This window comes from Sphingorhabdus sp. SMR4y (assembly GCF_002218195.1).
In the GTDB taxonomy this organism is placed as follows: domain Bacteria; phylum Pseudomonadota; class Alphaproteobacteria; order Sphingomonadales; family Sphingomonadaceae; genus Parasphingorhabdus.
Genome location: NZ_CP022336.1, coordinates 338,103 through 354,347, shown reverse-complemented (window position 1 = coordinate 354,347; position 16,245 = coordinate 338,103). Strand labels below are relative to the sequence as shown.

14 protein-coding genes and 2 pseudogenes are annotated in these 16,245 nt (G+C 54.0%); 4 read left to right on the top strand and 12 right to left on the bottom strand.

Going from position 1 to position 16,245, the window contains the following annotated elements; genetic code table 11:
- The first annotated feature begins 52 nt into the window (after positions 1-52).
- Positions 53-262 carry a DUF5818 domain-containing protein gene (locus SPHFLASMR4Y_RS16835; RefSeq protein WP_145955434.1) on the top strand — a complete coding sequence of 70 codons (210 nt, stop codon included), beginning with the start codon at positions 53-55 and terminating at the stop codon, positions 260-262.
- 1 nt (position 263) lies between these two features.
- On the opposite strand, the gene SPHFLASMR4Y_RS01625 is transcribed toward SPHFLASMR4Y_RS16835, so the two are convergent.
- The 6 genes and pseudogenes from SPHFLASMR4Y_RS01625 to SPHFLASMR4Y_RS01595 all read right to left on the bottom strand — a co-directional run bounded on the left by SPHFLASMR4Y_RS01625 (position 264) and on the right by SPHFLASMR4Y_RS01595 (position 9,760).
- Positions 264-1,463: a tyrosine-type recombinase/integrase gene (locus SPHFLASMR4Y_RS01625; protein ID WP_089132013.1), complete on the bottom strand. Its 1,200-nt coding sequence runs from the start codon at positions 1,461-1,463 to the stop codon at positions 264-266.
- 750 nt (positions 1,464-2,213) lie between these two features.
- Positions 2,214-4,388 carry an FdhF/YdeP family oxidoreductase gene (locus tag SPHFLASMR4Y_RS01620; protein ID WP_089132012.1) on the bottom strand — a complete coding sequence of 725 codons (2,175 nt, stop codon included), beginning with the start codon at positions 4,386-4,388 and terminating at the stop codon, positions 2,214-2,216.
- A 425-nt stretch (positions 4,389-4,813) separates the two neighbouring features.
- Complete coding sequence (gene pobA / locus SPHFLASMR4Y_RS01610; RefSeq protein WP_089132010.1) at positions 4,814-5,983, bottom strand: 4-hydroxybenzoate 3-monooxygenase; 1,170 nt, start codon at positions 5,981-5,983, stop codon at positions 4,814-4,816.
- A gap of 11 nt (positions 5,984-5,994) precedes the next feature.
- Positions 5,995-6,840, bottom strand: a complete 846-nt coding sequence (locus SPHFLASMR4Y_RS01605) for a p-hydroxycinnamoyl CoA hydratase/lyase (RefSeq protein WP_089132009.1) — start codon at positions 6,838-6,840, stop codon at positions 5,995-5,997.
- A gap of 65 nt (positions 6,841-6,905) precedes the next feature.
- Positions 6,906-8,305 (bottom strand): annotated as a pseudogene (locus SPHFLASMR4Y_RS01600) (aldehyde dehydrogenase).
- Between the two features lie 156 nt (positions 8,306-8,461).
- The gene (locus tag SPHFLASMR4Y_RS01595; RefSeq protein WP_089132008.1) at positions 8,462-9,760 is read right to left on the bottom strand and encodes an acyl-CoA dehydrogenase family protein; all 1,299 of its coding nucleotides are present in this window, start codon (positions 9,758-9,760) and stop codon (positions 8,462-8,464) included.
- 172 nt (positions 9,761-9,932) lie between these two features.
- On the opposite strand from SPHFLASMR4Y_RS01595, the gene SPHFLASMR4Y_RS01590 reads away from it, so the two are divergent.
- A complete protein-coding gene (locus SPHFLASMR4Y_RS01590) occupies positions 9,933-10,355 on the top strand; it encodes a MarR family winged helix-turn-helix transcriptional regulator (RefSeq protein WP_089132007.1) in 423 nt (140 codons plus the stop codon).
- Between the two features lie 23 nt (positions 10,356-10,378).
- Here the strand turns inward: SPHFLASMR4Y_RS01590 and SPHFLASMR4Y_RS01585 are convergent, their stop codons facing one another.
- Positions 10,379-10,951, bottom strand: coding sequence for an FCD domain-containing protein (locus SPHFLASMR4Y_RS01585; RefSeq protein WP_186266017.1), 573 nt, complete (start codon positions 10,949-10,951; stop codon positions 10,379-10,381).
- A 27-nt stretch (positions 10,952-10,978) separates the two neighbouring features.
- A pseudogene (locus SPHFLASMR4Y_RS17450) lies at positions 10,979-11,068 on the bottom strand (GntR family transcriptional regulator); the annotation flags it as partial.
- 113 nt (positions 11,069-11,181) lie between these two features.
- Here SPHFLASMR4Y_RS17450 and SPHFLASMR4Y_RS01580 point away from each other — a divergent pair.
- Both SPHFLASMR4Y_RS01580 and SPHFLASMR4Y_RS01575 read left to right on the top strand, forming a co-directional pair.
- Positions 11,182-12,533 (top strand): IS3 family transposase gene (locus SPHFLASMR4Y_RS01580; protein WP_089132006.1). Its coding sequence is split into 2 segments (ribosomal slippage): positions 11,182-11,518 and positions 11,518-12,533, totalling 1,353 coding nucleotides; the frame shifts between segments, so codons are not numbered across the junction.
- A gap of 126 nt (positions 12,534-12,659) precedes the next feature.
- Positions 12,660-12,872 carry a hypothetical protein gene (locus SPHFLASMR4Y_RS01575; protein ID WP_145955433.1) on the top strand — a complete coding sequence of 71 codons (213 nt, stop codon included), beginning with the start codon at positions 12,660-12,662 and terminating at the stop codon, positions 12,870-12,872.
- A 63-nt stretch (positions 12,873-12,935) separates the two neighbouring features.
- On the opposite strand, the gene SPHFLASMR4Y_RS01570 is transcribed toward SPHFLASMR4Y_RS01575, so the two are convergent.
- The 4 genes from SPHFLASMR4Y_RS01570 to SPHFLASMR4Y_RS01555 form a co-directional block, all read right to left on the bottom strand.
- The gene (locus tag SPHFLASMR4Y_RS01570; protein WP_089132004.1) at positions 12,936-13,838 is read right to left on the bottom strand and encodes a glycosyltransferase family 8 protein; all 903 of its coding nucleotides are present in this window, start codon (positions 13,836-13,838) and stop codon (positions 12,936-12,938) included.
- Between the two features lie 65 nt (positions 13,839-13,903).
- Complete coding sequence (locus SPHFLASMR4Y_RS01565) at positions 13,904-14,857, bottom strand: hypothetical protein (RefSeq protein ID WP_145955432.1); 954 nt, start codon at positions 14,855-14,857, stop codon at positions 13,904-13,906.
- Between the two features lie 137 nt (positions 14,858-14,994).
- Positions 14,995-15,861, bottom strand: a complete 867-nt coding sequence (locus tag SPHFLASMR4Y_RS01560) for a sulfotransferase domain-containing protein (protein WP_089132002.1) — start codon at positions 15,859-15,861, stop codon at positions 14,995-14,997.
- A gap of 13 nt (positions 15,862-15,874) precedes the next feature.
- A complete protein-coding gene (locus SPHFLASMR4Y_RS01555) occupies positions 15,875-16,165 on the bottom strand; it encodes a hypothetical protein (RefSeq protein ID WP_145955431.1) in 291 nt (96 codons plus the stop codon).
- Positions 16,166-16,245: the final 80 nt, after the last annotated feature.

The following is a 16,245-nucleotide window of genomic DNA, read 5'->3' as shown; positions in this document are numbered from 1 at the left end:
TTATCCTGATTGACGGCGCTTTTTCACCTAGATTGTCGCGCGACACTTGATCATGAACCATTCAAACTCAAACCGCCTTCGGCTGACTGGCAAACTCATCAAAGGGGACCGCCGATATGTCCTGCAATGTGATGATAAAAGCGTTTGGAAACTGGATTTTCAAGACAATGAAGTTCCCGAAGATAATCACATGGTATTGGTTGAGGGTGTGAAAACTGGAGTTGACTCCATTGCGGTTGATTGGGTTGGTGAAACAAAATAACCTATTGTCGGCTGCAGTCACAGATACGAACAAGATCATCAGACCAAAGTTGCAACGCCTCGCGTTTTTCATTCATCCAGTTATATCGTTGGTAAACTTTGACGATACCAGCCTGAGAACCGCTAACGTGATTGAGAATTGCCTCAGTCACTTCCAACCTTACTCCCAGCCGCTGCAGGTTTGTAGCAACAGTCCGCCGGATGTCATGTAATGTCCAATGCAGAACGGGACGTTGCAAGTCAGATTGAACGTCGGCCCTCAACCGTCGCAACAATTTGGATATACCTGATGCACTAGTTTTTGGATTTGTCGCAGAAGGAAACAGCTTGCTGCTACCATCAGTAACCAGGCAACCTGAAACGACACGGCAAGCTTCTTCGGAAAGTGGAATGATAACAGCGTTGTTATTTTTTGCGCTCGACGCAGGTAAGTTCCAGACTTTTTCTTCTAAATCAAACTCCGCACGTTCAGCTCCAAATACTTCGCTTCGCCGTGCAGCGGTGAACAGCATGAGTTTCAAACTATGCTGCCAAGGAAACGGCTGATTTTCAACAGCCTTCCAAAGGCTTTTCAATTCTTCATTCGACAAAACCCTATCACGAGGTTTCGGTGCTGGTGGTCTGCTTGCTGCTGTTACTGGGTTGTACGCTAGAGTTTCTACTCGTGGTAAAACCCAATTGAAAAACACTGACATTTGCGCAGCAACAAGCCGGGCCATTACCGGCGCAGAACGCTCGCCATAAGCGATGCCATCAATTAACCGAGTAACATCCGTGCGCGTTATGGCGTCCACCGGACGACCGCCAAGCTCCGGTAAAACGTACTTTTTGAATATGCGCCGTATTTCTTTTGCAGATCGCTTGTTCTCAACGCGCTGCTGATCGTAAGTACTCCACAGTGCGGAAACCGTTTTGTTCGATCGTTTATCAGGCTTCGCCAGCTTCCGGCCGCTCTCAATGTCAGCACAAGCCTGGAGCGCTTTCTGCCTAGCCTTAGCCAGACCAATCCCGGGATAGTCTCCCAGAGTGATCTTTCTGAACTTTCCAGCAACCCGTTTTCGAACAATCCAACGACATTTACCTGTCGATCCTTTTACAAATCTCAACCCAACACAATCACTATCTGCGAGCTCCACTCGTCCTCGCAATGGTGTTTTCACCGCTTTTAATTTAGCATCAGTAAGCTTTATTTGATTTGGCATTTTGGCCTCTTAAAAACGTGCTACCCGGGTAGCGTTTCGAGAGGATACTATGGGATTGGCTGGAACATATCAAGAACATTATTTTTCTATTATCTAATTATTTCAGACGTTTAGGGAATATGTGGGATATCAAAATATCGGCTTAAAAAAACTTTTAATCAGTAGGTCGCTGGTTCGAACCCAGCAGGGCTCACCATTCTAATTAATTCAAACGGTGAACCGATATCCGGCAACCGGCGTCTCACATCGTCATTGCAGTCCTGAGCGCTTGAGATCATTTGTTGGCCTGCGGTCGGGTCGCATTGTCTGATCGGGATCATCTGCAATCGCAGCAAAAACTTGTTCCAAAGCGGTTCCAGTATGGACACGGCATGTTGATGCAAGCGATGACGTCTTGCTCTCCCTCACGGATGGAGCGTCGACCGAATTTCACAGACGCCGTTGCTCGCGCTATTCTGTGACCTGCAGGCTCGAAATGAGGAGTGTTCGCTCGCAATATATAGCTAACGCCCCTGCACCCGACCGCCTCCGGTGATCGATGTTCACAGGCGCTCTGGATGGCGGCCTCATGCTTTTCGCAGCCCAATACAGAGGCCCGGCGTTTCCATGCGCATAGGGTCCTATTGGCGCGGTCCGGGATTGCCTGCATGCTTGACGGCCTTGCCGATCAGGCCATCACAGTTCTTGCCCGCCCTTTTATCGAGCTTTTCCTCGATTCGTCCCCCCCCCGAGAACGAGAGCGCAGTTGGGCTAGCGGATGGCAATGCGGACCGGTGTGTTCTTGAAAGACGGCGTATGACTGCGCGGATCGACGTCGGTTCCGGTGAGCACGTTCGCCTCCGGATAATAGGCCATCATATTCCTACGCGGGATATCGAACGGATGCGCGGCGACCGCGATCATCTTGCCATTGTCCGATAAAAGATCAACAGCGTCCCCTTTCGCCAAGCCCATAGCCGCCATATCTTCCGGGTTCATCAACACCGTCCAGCGCGACTGGGTGCCGCGATATGTATCAGCCTCTTCGTAGATGATCGAGTTGAACTGACCTTCGCTGCGGATAGTGCTCAGGCTATACTGGTCATCCTCAGCCACTCTGGCTGGCAATTTACAAGTGGCGAATTCTCCCTTGCCCGATGCCGTTCCGAACTGCGGCTCGTGAAGCAGGCGCTGCGCAATGTGAAACTCCCGCCGGGCCACATCCAGACCGGCCAGCTCTTCCATGCCCGGAACGGTGGCTGCGATCGCCTTGCGGATATTCTTGTGATGCTTGAACTCGACAAAATCGATGGGACAATCGGGCAAAATCCTCTCCGCGAGATCGGCAAGGATGTGGCTCTCGGGGCGGACTGAAGGCAGGCGATTGATTCCGCCATCGCTCAATCTGACATAGTTGAACATGGATTCCTGGGTAGTCGGCTCCCATTCTTCGTCACGCGCAGTGACGGGCAGGACAAGGCTTGCTCCGTCGCCGATGCCCTTGAAATGGCCGTGGTTCAGGGTGGTGGTAAGGAAAAGTTTGAACCCGATTTTCTCTAGCGCACATTTTGCCCACTCGGCATTGGGATTGGCCGCAAACAGATTGCCGCCCATCATCATCGCAGCGTCGATCTGGCCGGCATCTGCCGCCTTCATCGACGCCATGGTATCGAGCCCCTTCTCTTCCGGCAAAGATATGTCAAAATAGTTCTCGATCGCATGCATCACGTCATCGGCGAGCACGGGTTTCACACCGATTGTCCCGATACCCTGAACATTTGAATGACCGCGCAGGGGCAACAGGCCGGCACCCGGCCGTCCAACCATTCCGCGCATCAGGGCCAGGTTGGCGATCATTTCAATATTCTGGACACCATTGTGGTGGTGGGTCATGCCCATGCCCCAGGCGAAGACAGCCGATTTCGACTTCGCGTAAAGGGCCGCCGCCTGCTCTATCACTGCCTTTTCGATCTGCGTCCGCTCGACAATCTCTTCCCAGCTTGTCGCAGCCAGGTCCGAAAGAAAGCTCTCGCTTCCTTGCGTATGCTGGTCAATGAAGGTCCGGTCGATGGCCTCGTCCGCCACAATGGCTTTTGCAATTCCCTTGAAAAGCGCGAGATCTTCACCGATCCGTGGCTGGAGATAGAAGGAAGCAATCTCGTCGCCGCCCTTGATGAGCGACTTCGGGGATTTTGGCAGCGCGAATTTCACCAGTCCCGGCTCCTTGGCCGGGTTAATCACGATCACCTGGCCACCGCGAGCCCGGCAACTGGCCAACTGATGGATGAAACGGGGATGGTTGGATGCGGGATTGGCACCGATGACAAAGATCAGATCGCAAAGCGAAAGATCGGCAATCTCCACGGTCGAAGTGCCTGTCCCGATGGTGCTGGCAAGGGCCTCGCTCGTCGCCTGATGGCAATAGTAGGAACAGTTCGTGACATTATTGGTGCCATATAGTCTGGCGAGAAGCTGGAAGAGAAAGCCCGCCTCGTTCGATGAACGCCCGGAACTGTAGAAAAAGGTGCGGTTCGGCTCGGCTGCCTCCAGACGAGCGGCGGCGATTTCCATGGCCTGATCCCAGCTGACCGGTCGATAACGGTCCTCGCCCTGGTCCTTGAAGATCGGCGAACCCAAACGCCCTAACCCCTCAATCTCTCTCGCCGAAAGCGCGGCGAAATCATCAATCCCGTGGGCGAAGACTTCCTCAGGGATAGCAGGCTGGATATCCGACGATTGCGCCTGAACGCTCTTGTTGCAGACCGAAGGAAATTCACCCAGTTCGTTGGTCATCCCGCCGAGCTGACCACCCATGCCCAGTGCGCACGCCTTGCACGTATTTCTGGCGGTCAGCGCCTTGCTGGACTTGGTCACGCCCATCTTGCGGATGGTGTTCAGCGTGTAGAGGATTTTCCTGGCGCCGCCGCCGATTTTCTGGTCAGCCATTTTTCCGGCCCCGATCTTTGGAGTTACATGTTACGTGGCGCAGTTCGAGGATGTTTTTGTGGGACATCGCGTTAATCCGGCACTGGTCGAAACAGTGCTTCGGGGCTCGCTACGAGCAACTTGCGCTGACGCTCCATGGTGCGCGCGGTGCACGGAGTCATGGTATCCAGATGTCCGTCTCGGGGAAGTTCCCGTTCGATTTTCTGAACCGCGACACCCATAAACAACCTCCGATACAGACCTTTCCGCTGCTATGCTCTTTTATCAGGATAGATGCCAATTCGAAAATTTGACTACCTATTAAAAAATCCTCATTTCAAGCAGATGTAGAGGGCATTTTTATTTTTGCCATTCGCCAGCTGATGCGATGCCACCAGACAGCGCAGCCACCTTATAATTTTATTCGAAGTATGACCGCTTCCAGGTTAGACCGGAAGACCGACATAATTCTCGGCGATTGCGGTCTGCATCGCGCGACTGTTTGCGATATAGTCGAGCTCTGCGACCTGCATCGCTCTTTCGAATGGGCCATCGTCGGGGAAGCGATGCATCAATTTGGTCAGAGACCAGCTAAAGCGTTCCGACTGCCAGACGCGAGCGAGCGCCGTTTCAGAATAGCGCGAAACCCCGGCCGGGTCGTTCGTCTTGAAATACCGCGTCAGCGCCTCGGAGGCATAGTGCACATCGCTGGCCGCGAGATTGAGCCCCTTGGCTCCGGTTGGCGGCACGATATGCGCCGCATCACCACAAAGCATGAGCGATCCGTGACGCATCGGCGCGAATACATAGGAGCGGAGCGGTGCGATGCTTTTCTCGATCGCAGGTCCGCGGGTGATGTTGGCAGCGGCTGCGGGGCCAAGCCGGATGGCAAGCTCATCCCAAAGGCGATCGTCGCTCCACTCCCTGATATCCTCATCCACCGGCACATCGACGTAATAGCGGCTGCGGGTCGGTGAACGCATCGAGGCCAGCGCAAAGCCACGCTCATGATTTGCGTAGATCAGTTCGTGATTGCAGGGCGGGACATCGGCGAGGATGCCGAGCCAGCCAAACGGATAGACCCTCTCGAACTCCTGCGAAACGCTGCTGGGGATAGCCTTGCGGCTTGGTCCGTGAAAACCATCGCAGCCGACGATGAATCGGGCATCGATGCGCTGCTGCGCCCCTTCATGGATGTAAGTCACGAAAGGCGCGTCACCATCCACGTCATGCAAAGCCACGTCCGCAGCCTGATAGATGACCTCGAGGCCGCGTTCTTCGCACGCTTCCATCAGGTCGCGTGTCAGTTCGGTCTGGCCGTATACCATCACTTCCTGGCCAACGAGCTCGGCGATATCGATGCGGATCAATCGCTCGCCATCTGCGAGATTGAAGCCATCGTGCGGCAGGCCTTCGGCTTTCATCCGAGCATCCAGGCCAAGTCGCTCCATCAGGCTTACTGTGATGTTCTCCAGCACGCCCGCACGAATGCGGCCCAAAACATAGTCCGGCGTCTGCCGCTCAATTACCACACATTCGACCCCTTCCGCCCGGAGCAAATGCCCGAGTAGAAGGCCGGCCGGTCCTGCGCCGATAATACAGACCTGAGTTCGCATAGCCGGCCTCGTCACTCGGATACAGGCTGTTTGCTTTTATCATAAGCGCCAAGCCCCGGCTTGAATGTCTTGTCGTCGATGAACTGCTTGATCCCTTCCTTGCGGCCCATATTGTCGAAGTAGTTGGCAGCTTCCTGCGCGCGAACGAGGTAGTCCTCTGCGTTGTCGTAGGTCATTTCACCCACACGGCGGATCGCATCCTTGGTCGCTTTGAGCGCAACCGGGTTCTTTTCAAGAAGCACCTTGGCGACCTCGGTTACCCGGTCTTCAAGCCTGTCTGCGGAAACGGCCTCGTTGACCAGTCCCCACTGCGCGGCGGTCTTGCCATCGACGTTTTCGCCCATCATCGCGTGGTACATCGAGTTGCGGAAATTCGCGAGCTCACGGATGATCTTGGATGCTGCACCACCAGGCAGGATGCCCCAGTTTATTTCAGAGAGACCAAATTGGGCGTCTTCTGCCGCAAAGGCGAGGTCGCACGCAAACAGTGGTCCATAGGCACCGCCAAAGCACCAGCCATTGACCATCGCGATTGTCGGCTTCTGGTACCAGCGCAGCTTGCGCCACCAGGAATAGGCCTGTGCCTGCGCCTCGCGAATTGCCCCCAGCCCCTTGGCTTCCGCTTCGCGAAAATATTCCTTGAGATCCATTCCCGCAGACCAGGATGTGCCTTCACCGGTTAGCACCAGAACACCAAAATCGTCGCGGAACTCGATCTCCGCGAGCAAATCGCCCATCTCCTTGTTGAGCGTCGGACTCATGCAATTGCGTTTTTCTGATCGGGTGAAATAGACCCACGCGATTCCATCCTTGATTTCATATGCTGCAACACCGCTTGGCGAGATAACTTTGGTCATTTGACTTCTCCTGAAGGGCCTGATGGCTAAACTGTCGGAACACCGACAAGGTGATATGAATGCACTTAGATCGGGAAGTGCCCCGGTTCGGTTTCCATGGTGATCCAGCGCAATTCGGTGAAAGCATCGATCCCGGCTTTGCCTCCAAACCGGCCGTAACCTGAGGCACCGACACCCCCGAAGGGCATTTGCGGCTCATCATGAACCGTCGGACCGTTAACGTGGCAGATGCCCGACCGGATCTGGCGCGCCACCCTGAGGCCGCGCGCACTGTCCCGGGTGAACACTGCTGCAGAGAGGCCGTATTCGGTATCGTTCGCCAGTTCGATCGCATGCGCCTCGTCACGGGCGCGCACGATCCCCACAACCGGACCAAAGCTTTCATCGCGGAACAGCTTCATTTCCGGCGTCACATGATCCACCAGATGCGCGGACATTACGACATTCATGGTCGTCTCGCCCTCGACAATCAGCTTCGCTCCCTGGCTACGGCATCCTCGATCAGCGATCGGCAATGCGCGACCGTTTTCGTGTCAACGACAGCGCCGAGCGGCGTGTTTCCTTCGCGCGGATCCCCAGCAGGCATAGCACGGACCTTTTCGGCAAATTTTTCCGCAAATGCATCCGCGACAGCGTCGACCACGATAATGCGTTCGGTCGACATGCATATCTGGCCTTGGTTCATATAGGCGCCAAAAGCTGCCGCCTTAACCGCCTCATCCAGATCAGCATCTTCGAGAATGACGAGCGGTGCCTTGCCCCCAAGCTCGAGCAGGCATGGTTTGAGATGCTCGGCTGCGCGCTTCGCGATGATCCTGCCCACTGCGGTCGAACCGGTGAAGTTGATCCGCTTGACCGCAGGCAGGTCGATCAGCGCGCCCACGACATCGGCTGCATCGTCAGGGGCGTTGCTGACCAGATTGACGGTGCCCTCAGGGAATCCCGCCTCGTTAAAAGCATCAATAATCAAGGCGTGCGTTTGCGGACACTGCTCGCTTGCCTTGAGGATTACAGCATTCCCGCAAGCAAGCGGCACAGCAATGGCGCGCACGCCCAGAATGATCGGGGCATTCCACGGCGCAATACCGAGGATCACGCCAGCCGGCTCGCGCAAGGCAAGAGCGAGACAGCCCGGTTTGTCTGACGGGATTACTTCGCCCGAAATCTGGGTGGTCAACGCAGCTGCTTCGCGCACCATACCGACAGCAAGTCCATGGTTGAACATCGCCCAACCTGCAGTGGCTCCTATTTCAGCGGCCATAGCGGCAACAAAATCAGCTTGTCTGGATTCAAGCGCTTCAGCCGCCTTCATCAAAACCGCGCGGCGGGCATTTGGCCCCATCACCGACCATTTTGCGAAGCCCTGCTGCGCCTTTTCTCCAATAGCCGGCATATCCGAAGCCTGCATGGCAACTGCGGTCGATGCGATATCGCCGGTGAGTGGATTGACCCGTTGGAAATTCATGATTCTCTCCCGATTGTTATATCTCATAGCAATAAATGTCCGAGTGGGCAATATTCAAATTGGCGGTGAGACGGGTGGCAAGACCGCTCCCGTTCTCATCATAAGGATCCAAGCTGGTGGACTTGCTTTAGCGGATGGCCATCGGAATCGAGGGATTCAAGCGCCAGCATTTCGCGCCTGATCGCCGCGAAGAGCGTTTGCAGCCGGGCCGGCTTCCGGCGGATGCTTGACAAACTCCAATCGTGCAATCGACCGTGCGTGGACCTCATCCGGCCCATCGGCGAGCCTGAAAGAACGCAGACCGGCAAAAGCCTCGGCGAGCCCATAGTCGTCGGCCACCCCGGCACCCCCGAATGCCTGGATGGCATCATCATAAATTCTGAGCGCAGCTTGTGGTGCCTGAAGCTTGATCATCGCGATTTCCTGTCTCGCGCCCTTGTTACCGACCTTGTCCATCATATCAGCAGCCTTGAGGCACAGCAGCCGGGTCATATCGATATCGATCCGGGCCCGAGCCACCCTCTCCTCCCAGACAGAGTGCTTGTAGATCGGTTTGCCGAAGACTTCGCGTTCCTGAAGACGCTTGCACATTTTGTGCAAACCTTCTTCGGCAAGCCCGATGCTGCGCATGCTGTGATGAATCCGGCCTGGCCCAAGACGCCCTTGCGCAATTTCGAATCCGCGCCCTTCGCCCAGCAGCATATTGTCCGCCGGCACCCGCACGTCTTTGAGTTCCACCTCCATCTGCCCGTGCGGGGCACCATCATAGCCGAAGACATTCAGGTATCGCAGCGGCGTGACGCCCGGCGTATCTTTCGGGACAATGATCATGGATTGCTGGGCATGACGCGCTGCATTGAAATCGGTCTTGCCCATCACAATCGCGACCTTGCAACGCGGATCGCCGAAACCCGACGACCACCATTTGCGCCCGTTTATCACGTAATGATCGCCGTCCCGTTCAATCCTTGTTTCGATGTTGGTGGCATCGGACGACGCCGTGAACGGCTCTGTCATCAGGAACGCGGACCGGATGTCTCCGTCCATCAGAGGTTTCAGCCACCGATCCTTTTGTTCACGTGTGCCATAGCGGTGCAAGACTTCCATATTGGCAGTATCGGGCGCCGAGCAGTTGAACAATTCTGCCGCCCATTCAACACGTCCCATTTCCTCGGCACAAAGCGCATAAGCAAGGTTGGTCAGACCCGGACCATCGAATTCAAAAGTTTCGTCCACATGATGGTGGCTGTCATTGCGCGGCGGCATGAAAAGGTTCCACAGCCCCGCCTCCTTCACCTCCCCCTTGAGCTCTTCCACAACTTCGAGAATTTTCCATCGTTCGCCAGTGGCCTGCTCTGCCTGGTAACGCGGAATGGCGGGACGGACCTTCGTGTTCATGAAATGCGCCACTCTATCGCGCCATTGGGCCTGCTGCTCGGTGGGTTCGAAATCCATAAATCATTCCTCTCTTTTTGACACGGCCGGACAATATCCTCAGCATGGAAGGTTCTCTGGATGTGGCCCTGCCAGGCGACACGTCATGCACTTTCGGTGCCTCGCAATAAATAATGTTATGATGCATAACAATTGCGATTGCTACAGAAAAATATATGCGATACACGGCATTATGGATGATTTTCTGAAACGCCTGCCGGGCTACAATCTGCGCCGCGCATCAACGGTTATCCTGAGCGAGTTGACAGATGGACTGAGTGAGCTTGATCTCCGACCGTCCGATGCGTCGATGCTGATTACAATCGACGACCACCCCCGGGTCACGCCAAGCGAACTGGGCAGAATTCTGGGCATCCAGCGCGCGAATATGGTTCCCATGGTTGTGCGATTGGAAGATCGCGGCGAAATCGTCAGAATCAAGCGTGATGGCCGATCATTTGGACTCGAACTCACGCAGAAAGGGAGTGAACTTTGCAACCGTGCGAAAGCAATCCTGCTCAAATATGAGGAGAATTTCCTTAAGCGTGTCCCGCCTGAACATCGCGAGCATCTGCTGCCAGCGCTGAGGGCCCTTTGGGACCACAGCGCTTCTTAGCAGGCATAGCAGTTCAACCGAATTCAGGCAGTGTTGCGTGGACGTCCTCTGCGGCGCGGCTTTTCCTCGGCGACTGGTCCCGGTAGAAACTCGTCCAGCTTGCCGGAAGTCTGCAGCAGAACTTTCACATCGTCTGATGTCTGCTGTATATGATGCGTAACCAGTGCCATCGCCTGCTTTGTATCGCGTGCTACCGCAGCATTCTTGATTGCTTGATGCTCGTCCACGGCCCGGTTCACCATGTGCTCCCGGTCTGTCATGGCGAGCGCCTGATAGCGCAAGGCCTGAGTCTGCAGCGCAGAGCGGAAAAACATCAACCATGGCGATCCGCAGGCAGCGACCAGAGCGTCGTGAAAGCGCATATGTTTCTCGCCGTAGTCGTACATTTCTTCCGCGGGAGCATCTACGCGCGGCACCTTAATCTTGCTCAACAGGTGATAGGAAGCAATGATTTCTGCTTCCCAGTTATCATCGCCGTTGCCAATCGAAGCGTCGAGTGCTCGCGTTTCGAATTCAATTCTCCAAGATGTGACATCTTCAAGATCTTCGACTGAAACTGGAGCCACCCTGAACCCGCGCCCGACATCAATGCGCACAAGGCCATCGGATACAAGGTGAGACAAGGCCTCGCGAAGCGTACCGACACCGGCACCATATCTCTTGCGAAGAGCATCAAAGCGGAGCTTCTCGTTAGGCTTTAGCCGGCAGGAAATGATGTCGACCCGCAGTTGACGATAGACTGTTCCCCGTCAGCACCTATGTCACCAAATTGATGTTGTGAATTAAGGAGTGTTTTGGTTTCATCGTAGTGACGAAGGAACGAAGCATGAAACCAAAACACTCCACCGCAAAAAAGCCCGCAGAGCGGGTGGTTAAAGATATCCGCCGTGCGACCCGCCGGCATTTCTCAGCAGAAGACAAGATACGGATCGTGATCGACGGCCTGCGCGGTGATGACAGCATTGCCGAGCTGTGCCGCAAGGAGGGCATAGCGCAGAGCCTGTATTACACTTGGTCGAAGGAGTTCATGGAAGCCGGCAAACGTCGGCTGGCCGGTGACACGGCCCGTGCTGCAACCAGCGATGAAGTGAAAGACCTGCGGCGGGAGTCGCGTGATCTGAAGGAATGCGTGGCCGACCTGACCCTCGAGAACCGTCTGCTCAAAAAAAGCATGATCGCGGATGGGGACGACGACGCATGAGATATCCGGCATCGGAGAAGCTTGAGATCATCAGGATCGTCGAGCAATCACATCTGTCAGCGCGCAAGACGCTGGATAAGTTGGGGATCCCGCACCGAACCTTTTACCGCTGGTATGATCGGTATCTGGAAGGGGGGCCTGAAGCGCTGGCTGACCGGCCATCGGCTCCAAGCCGGGTGTGGAACCGGATCCCTGCCGAAGTGCATGACCAGATCATCGATCTGGCGCTGGAACGTTCGGAGCTCAGTCCACGCGAACTGGCGGTGACGTTCACCGATGAACAGCGCTACTTCGTGTCAGAAGCCACGGTTTACAGGCTTCTGAAGGCCCACGACCTGATCACCAGCCCCGCCTATGTCGTGATCAAAGCTGCTGATCGATTCCACACACCGACCGTGCGGCCCAACGAGATGTGGCAGACAGATTTTACCTACTTCAAGATCATTGGCTGGGGGTGGATGTATCTATCGACGGTGCTGGACGATTACTCGCGCTACATCATCGCCTGGAAGCTTTGCAGCACCATGCGGGCCGAGGACGTCACCGACACGCTGGACATGGCTCTGGAAGCTTCAGGCTGCGACCAGGCAGCAGTTATGCACAAGCCACGGCTGCTCTCTGACAATGGCCCGAGTTACATTGCGGGTGAACTGGTAGAATATATCGAAGCACAGAAGATGAGCCATGTACGCGGCGCCCCCTTCCATCCGCAAACACAGGGCAAGATCGAACGCTGGCACCAGACTTTGAAGAACCGCATCCTGCTGGAAAACTACTTCCTGCCAGGGGACTTGGAAACGCAGATCGAGGCGTTCGTCGAACATTATAATCACCAGCGCTATCACGAAAGCCTGGGCAACGTTACGCCTGCCGATGCCTACTTCGGCAGAGCACTCGCCATCATCAAAAAACGAGAAAGGATCAAAAAACAAACCATCGAACATCGGCGCTTGCTACACCGCAAGCTTGCCGCTTAATATCAACCAACCAGATGGAACCAATGCTCCGTTAATTTACGCAGCCTTCAGTGCCAAATGTTCTGACGACGGACAATCCAGGCCAAGCTGCGCATTGATGATGGCTTGCGGCAAGGCGCGGTATCAATGTCGCACGGCTATGGCGCGGGCCGAGCATCGATGCGCGTGGCCGAATCCAATCCCGGGGCAAACGCAAACAGATTGGCACCGAACACGCTCGAAACGATCGAGCCTCTGAGCAATATGAGCTGGATCGGTGCATATCCTGTGAAGGTCGAGTCGATCAATTCGAGTGGCGACCCGCCATCAGGCCATCACGCTTCCATCCAGCAAATCTGATCATCGAATGCTGACAGGGGACATCCGCACAAGCATATCATCGGAACAGGCAATCAACCATTGCTAGCGAATGGATTTGCCATTCAACATGGCCAGATGCCTGTGCGACAGAGCCCTTTCGAATTGCTGATACCATCGAATTGCAGCCTGAAACTGTAGCACATTATCATCAATGGCGCTCATGCTGCGCATTAACTGCCAAGGTTTAGCGGCGCCATTGAAATGGAAAACCTTTATATCGTCGATGATATCGGGATGGGCCGCGTCGATCGAATTCTGATGCGCCAGCAAATAATTATACACAGGAGAAACCAGCTTTTGCTGCCCGGCAAAAAACAGGTTGAATATCCTCTGGTCGGTGTGGGTTATACTGGAATCTGTCCAGTGCGGCGCAGTTGTCATGTCTACCAAGGACTGGTAATTTGATCGGGTGATGAGCGACTGATCAATAAGCATCAATCCCGCATTGAAAGTGTTGGCAAGCTCCTGTTCGGGGGCTTTGGGTGCACATGGCTTGAACGAATATTTGTTGCGATTAAGGCCTTGATAGTAAGGCCCGTCACCACAGCAAAGCAGTGGCTGATTGTCAGAAAATAAATGCTTGATGGAGTCCAGAAACAACAGGTCACTGTCGCAGAACAGCACTTTCTCGTACCGCTCTAGGTTGAACACTTCCAGCGAAAAGAACCTTGCCGACTTGCCCAGAAAAGAAGGATTTATTTCCTCGAGCGCTCTTATGTTTTCGCGCAACTCCTCACCAATATCGACGATCATCACGCGATCAAAACCGCGCAATATATCGATTTCAGACGGGGAAAGATTTTTGGTTTCGGTTATGATGACGATGTCCCCATCAAACCAGTTATTCTTTTCCAAAAAAGAATGCACTAATACTGCGGTGCCAATCAGATATGACGAGGTCGTTACCGTTGCCAAACAATATTTTCCGTCTGCTCGGTAATTCATATGCAGATTGCCTTTTCATCTTTTAAAAGAAATTCAGGTACCAAGCCTTCCGTCGGTCAGCTTTTCTATCCAGAGACTGGATCTACATTGGCGATCTGTAACCTGGATCTTTTATCGGGGCTCAAAAACATTTCATCAACGAGTGCAACCAGACTTTTGTTCAAGGCCCAGTCGTGGGGAAAAGAAAGTTTGATGAGTTCAACACAACCGGAAAGCGCGCTGATGTGCCCGAAATGCTGCTCATCCATCTCCATCCCCCGCGTTATTCGCAACCGAAAGCTGGCATGACTGAGGTGCGTGATGCGCTCGATCCCTTCGATACGCTCGCAACTTATCCCGCTTTTGTTCCAGGGAGCGAGAATGCAAAGAGTATGAAGAGGCCTTGGTTCGGGAATGAATTTCTCCTCAAAGGACAGCACATATTTGTCCAGTTCAGGTCGCAATTTTCTGGGGTTGCGGTGATCAAGCCCCAATTTTTCCATGGCTGGGCGCCATAGATGCAAGGAGGGAAAGGATGGAAAAACCGTGGCGGCGGTGTTCGCTTCGACTTTTATCGCCGCAATATTGTCGGTCAGAATCCGCGCTCCCGAATTCAGCAACATGCCCGATAGAGTGGACTTTCCACTGCTCGGTCCCCCGGCAAACCCGACTTGGCGACCATTTTTCTCAAGCACCGCAGCATGCAAAACCAGCTGATTTCTCTGGATCAGCAACACACCAAAACAGGAACCTAGAAGAAACGCATTCAGCGCCTCAACGTCTTCGTCCCCCGATATTTCAACCGTGATATTGTTGCCGTCACGAATGGAAAAACGGCCAATATCGTCGAGCTCGAAAAAAACGTGCCCGGGAGCGGCCTGGCAATAAGGGCCATTGAACTTGACCCGATCTTTTGGAGGAGGTGTGGCCCGCCCCAGCTCTACCATAACATCCGTCTTCGCAGCGGACGCGATCAATGTCGCCTGCGGCCACGGAAAAGAAACAGTTAATCCGCAGATGAGATAGCTATGATTTTCCATGCTGGCTTTCGATATCGCGACAGTGACACCGAAGGAAATCAGAAACTATCGTCCATCCAGTTGCCAATGAGGCGAAGAAAGAAGAGCTGCCCCGATGGGATGGGGCAAAGCTCAATGCTTTGGCATCCTCGCCAGTTTCAGTCCGCAATGATGCTTCCATCTTCTTGCAAATACCTATATCTCGCCATTTCTTCAAAATGGCAATTGACCAACTGCTCAACAGTCTGTGCCTGAAGTGAATTGCGCCAGCCATCGACCCTGCCCTGCCGGAAAAATCGGTCACCTTCATAGGGACGCTCTCCAAATCCCGATACAGACTCAGTATTTTGCAATTTTGCGAAATCGCACTTTTCCAATGAAGTCTCGACATCCTGCTCTCCGAATGGAAGCTGCAGAAAACGCACAATGTCAAGAAAGGTACTGGCCGGTGCCATTTTCATATCTTCATATCTGACGATTTTTGTCGGTATGTCGCAATCATCGCGCCAGCTCTTAACGTGGGTACTCCAGTCCGATATATGCTGAAATAATTGCCCGAACATATTGCTATGATCCAGCGGGTGCGAATGCTGACGATCGCAGATATAGTCTGCTGCCGTCTCATAATCGTGCCCGCCCCAGAAATTTGCATAGGACACGCAAACATCCAGCGGGTTTCGGATCAGGTAAATTGCCGCACGCGAAGCATCCGCGGGGAAGATCGGCGAACCGAGATTGTTATTCACATAACAATCATGGGTTTTCACGAAAAGCGGAAGCGATGAGTCACACGCTTCGGCCCAATGGCGATAGACACCAGGCCTGAGAATGTTGATCTCCGAGGAGGTCAAATCCCCCGTGGAGAAACACAGGCTTTGCTCTACGCGCGCCCTGTTGGCACAATGGACTGTGGGAAGCCTATCCAGATCCAGTTCCTCACTCTCCTGCAAAAGACCGGCAAGGAAGCAACGCAACCAAGTGTTTCCGGACCTCGGAAAAGAGGCAATCCAGACAATATTCTCCATTCAGCGGTACTGATTAACTGGCCCGGTAATTATCTCCTGCGACATCATCCGTTGTCCGGAGGTTCGCGCCACCCTGTGTCAAAGTCCCATAGTCATAGCTGGTAAGTTCAGGCGTCCCCCAAGTTTTCTTCTTGCCTTGGTCGTTCTGTTTTTTTTCAACTTCGCCATTCATCTTGCTGTTACCTTCCATGTCAGCGCACCTTGCATACCCATTGTATTTCATCATCTGCACGCGTTTTTGAATATTCGATTGCATACCCTTGTTACTAGCAACTGCGGAAACATCAAGCGCAACAATTTTCAATATCCTGCCCCCAGAGGACAAGACGCCGCTGGCTAAATAGCATGAGAACTCATCAGGAGAATGTCACCAACGCACGAAAA

Bases quoted from the DNA above. Each gene is read 5' to 3' on its own strand.
- SPHFLASMR4Y_RS01570 (WP_089132004.1), bottom strand. From the start codon at position 13,838: ATGAATTACCGAGCAGACGGAAAATATTGTTTGGCAACGGTAACGACC.
- SPHFLASMR4Y_RS01565 (WP_145955432.1), bottom strand. From the start codon at position 14,857: ATGGAAAATCATAGCTATCTCATCTGCGGATTAACTGTTTCTTTTCCG.
- SPHFLASMR4Y_RS16835 (WP_145955434.1), top strand. From the start codon at position 53: ATGAACCATTCAAACTCAAACCGCCTTCGGCTGACTGGCAAACTCATC.
- SPHFLASMR4Y_RS01575 (WP_145955433.1), top strand. From the start codon at position 12,660: ATGTCGCACGGCTATGGCGCGGGCCGAGCATCGATGCGCGTGGCCGAA.
- SPHFLASMR4Y_RS01590 (WP_089132007.1), top strand. From the start codon at position 9,933: ATGGATGATTTTCTGAAACGCCTGCCGGGCTACAATCTGCGCCGCGCA.
- pobA (WP_089132010.1), bottom strand. From the start codon at position 5,983: ATGCGAACTCAGGTCTGTATTATCGGCGCAGGACCGGCCGGCCTTCTA.
- SPHFLASMR4Y_RS01560 (WP_089132002.1), bottom strand. From the start codon at position 15,861: ATGGAGAATATTGTCTGGATTGCCTCTTTTCCGAGGTCCGGAAACACT.
- SPHFLASMR4Y_RS01605 (WP_089132009.1), bottom strand. From the start codon at position 6,840: ATGACCAAAGTTATCTCGCCAAGCGGTGTTGCAGCATATGAAATCAAG.
- SPHFLASMR4Y_RS01625 (WP_089132013.1), bottom strand. From the start codon at position 1,463: ATGCCAAATCAAATAAAGCTTACTGATGCTAAATTAAAAGCGGTGAAA.
- SPHFLASMR4Y_RS01620 (WP_089132012.1), bottom strand. From the start codon at position 4,388: ATGGCTGACCAGAAAATCGGCGGCGGCGCCAGGAAAATCCTCTACACG.
- SPHFLASMR4Y_RS01595 (WP_089132008.1), bottom strand. From the start codon at position 9,760: ATGGATTTCGAACCCACCGAGCAGCAGGCCCAATGGCGCGATAGAGTG.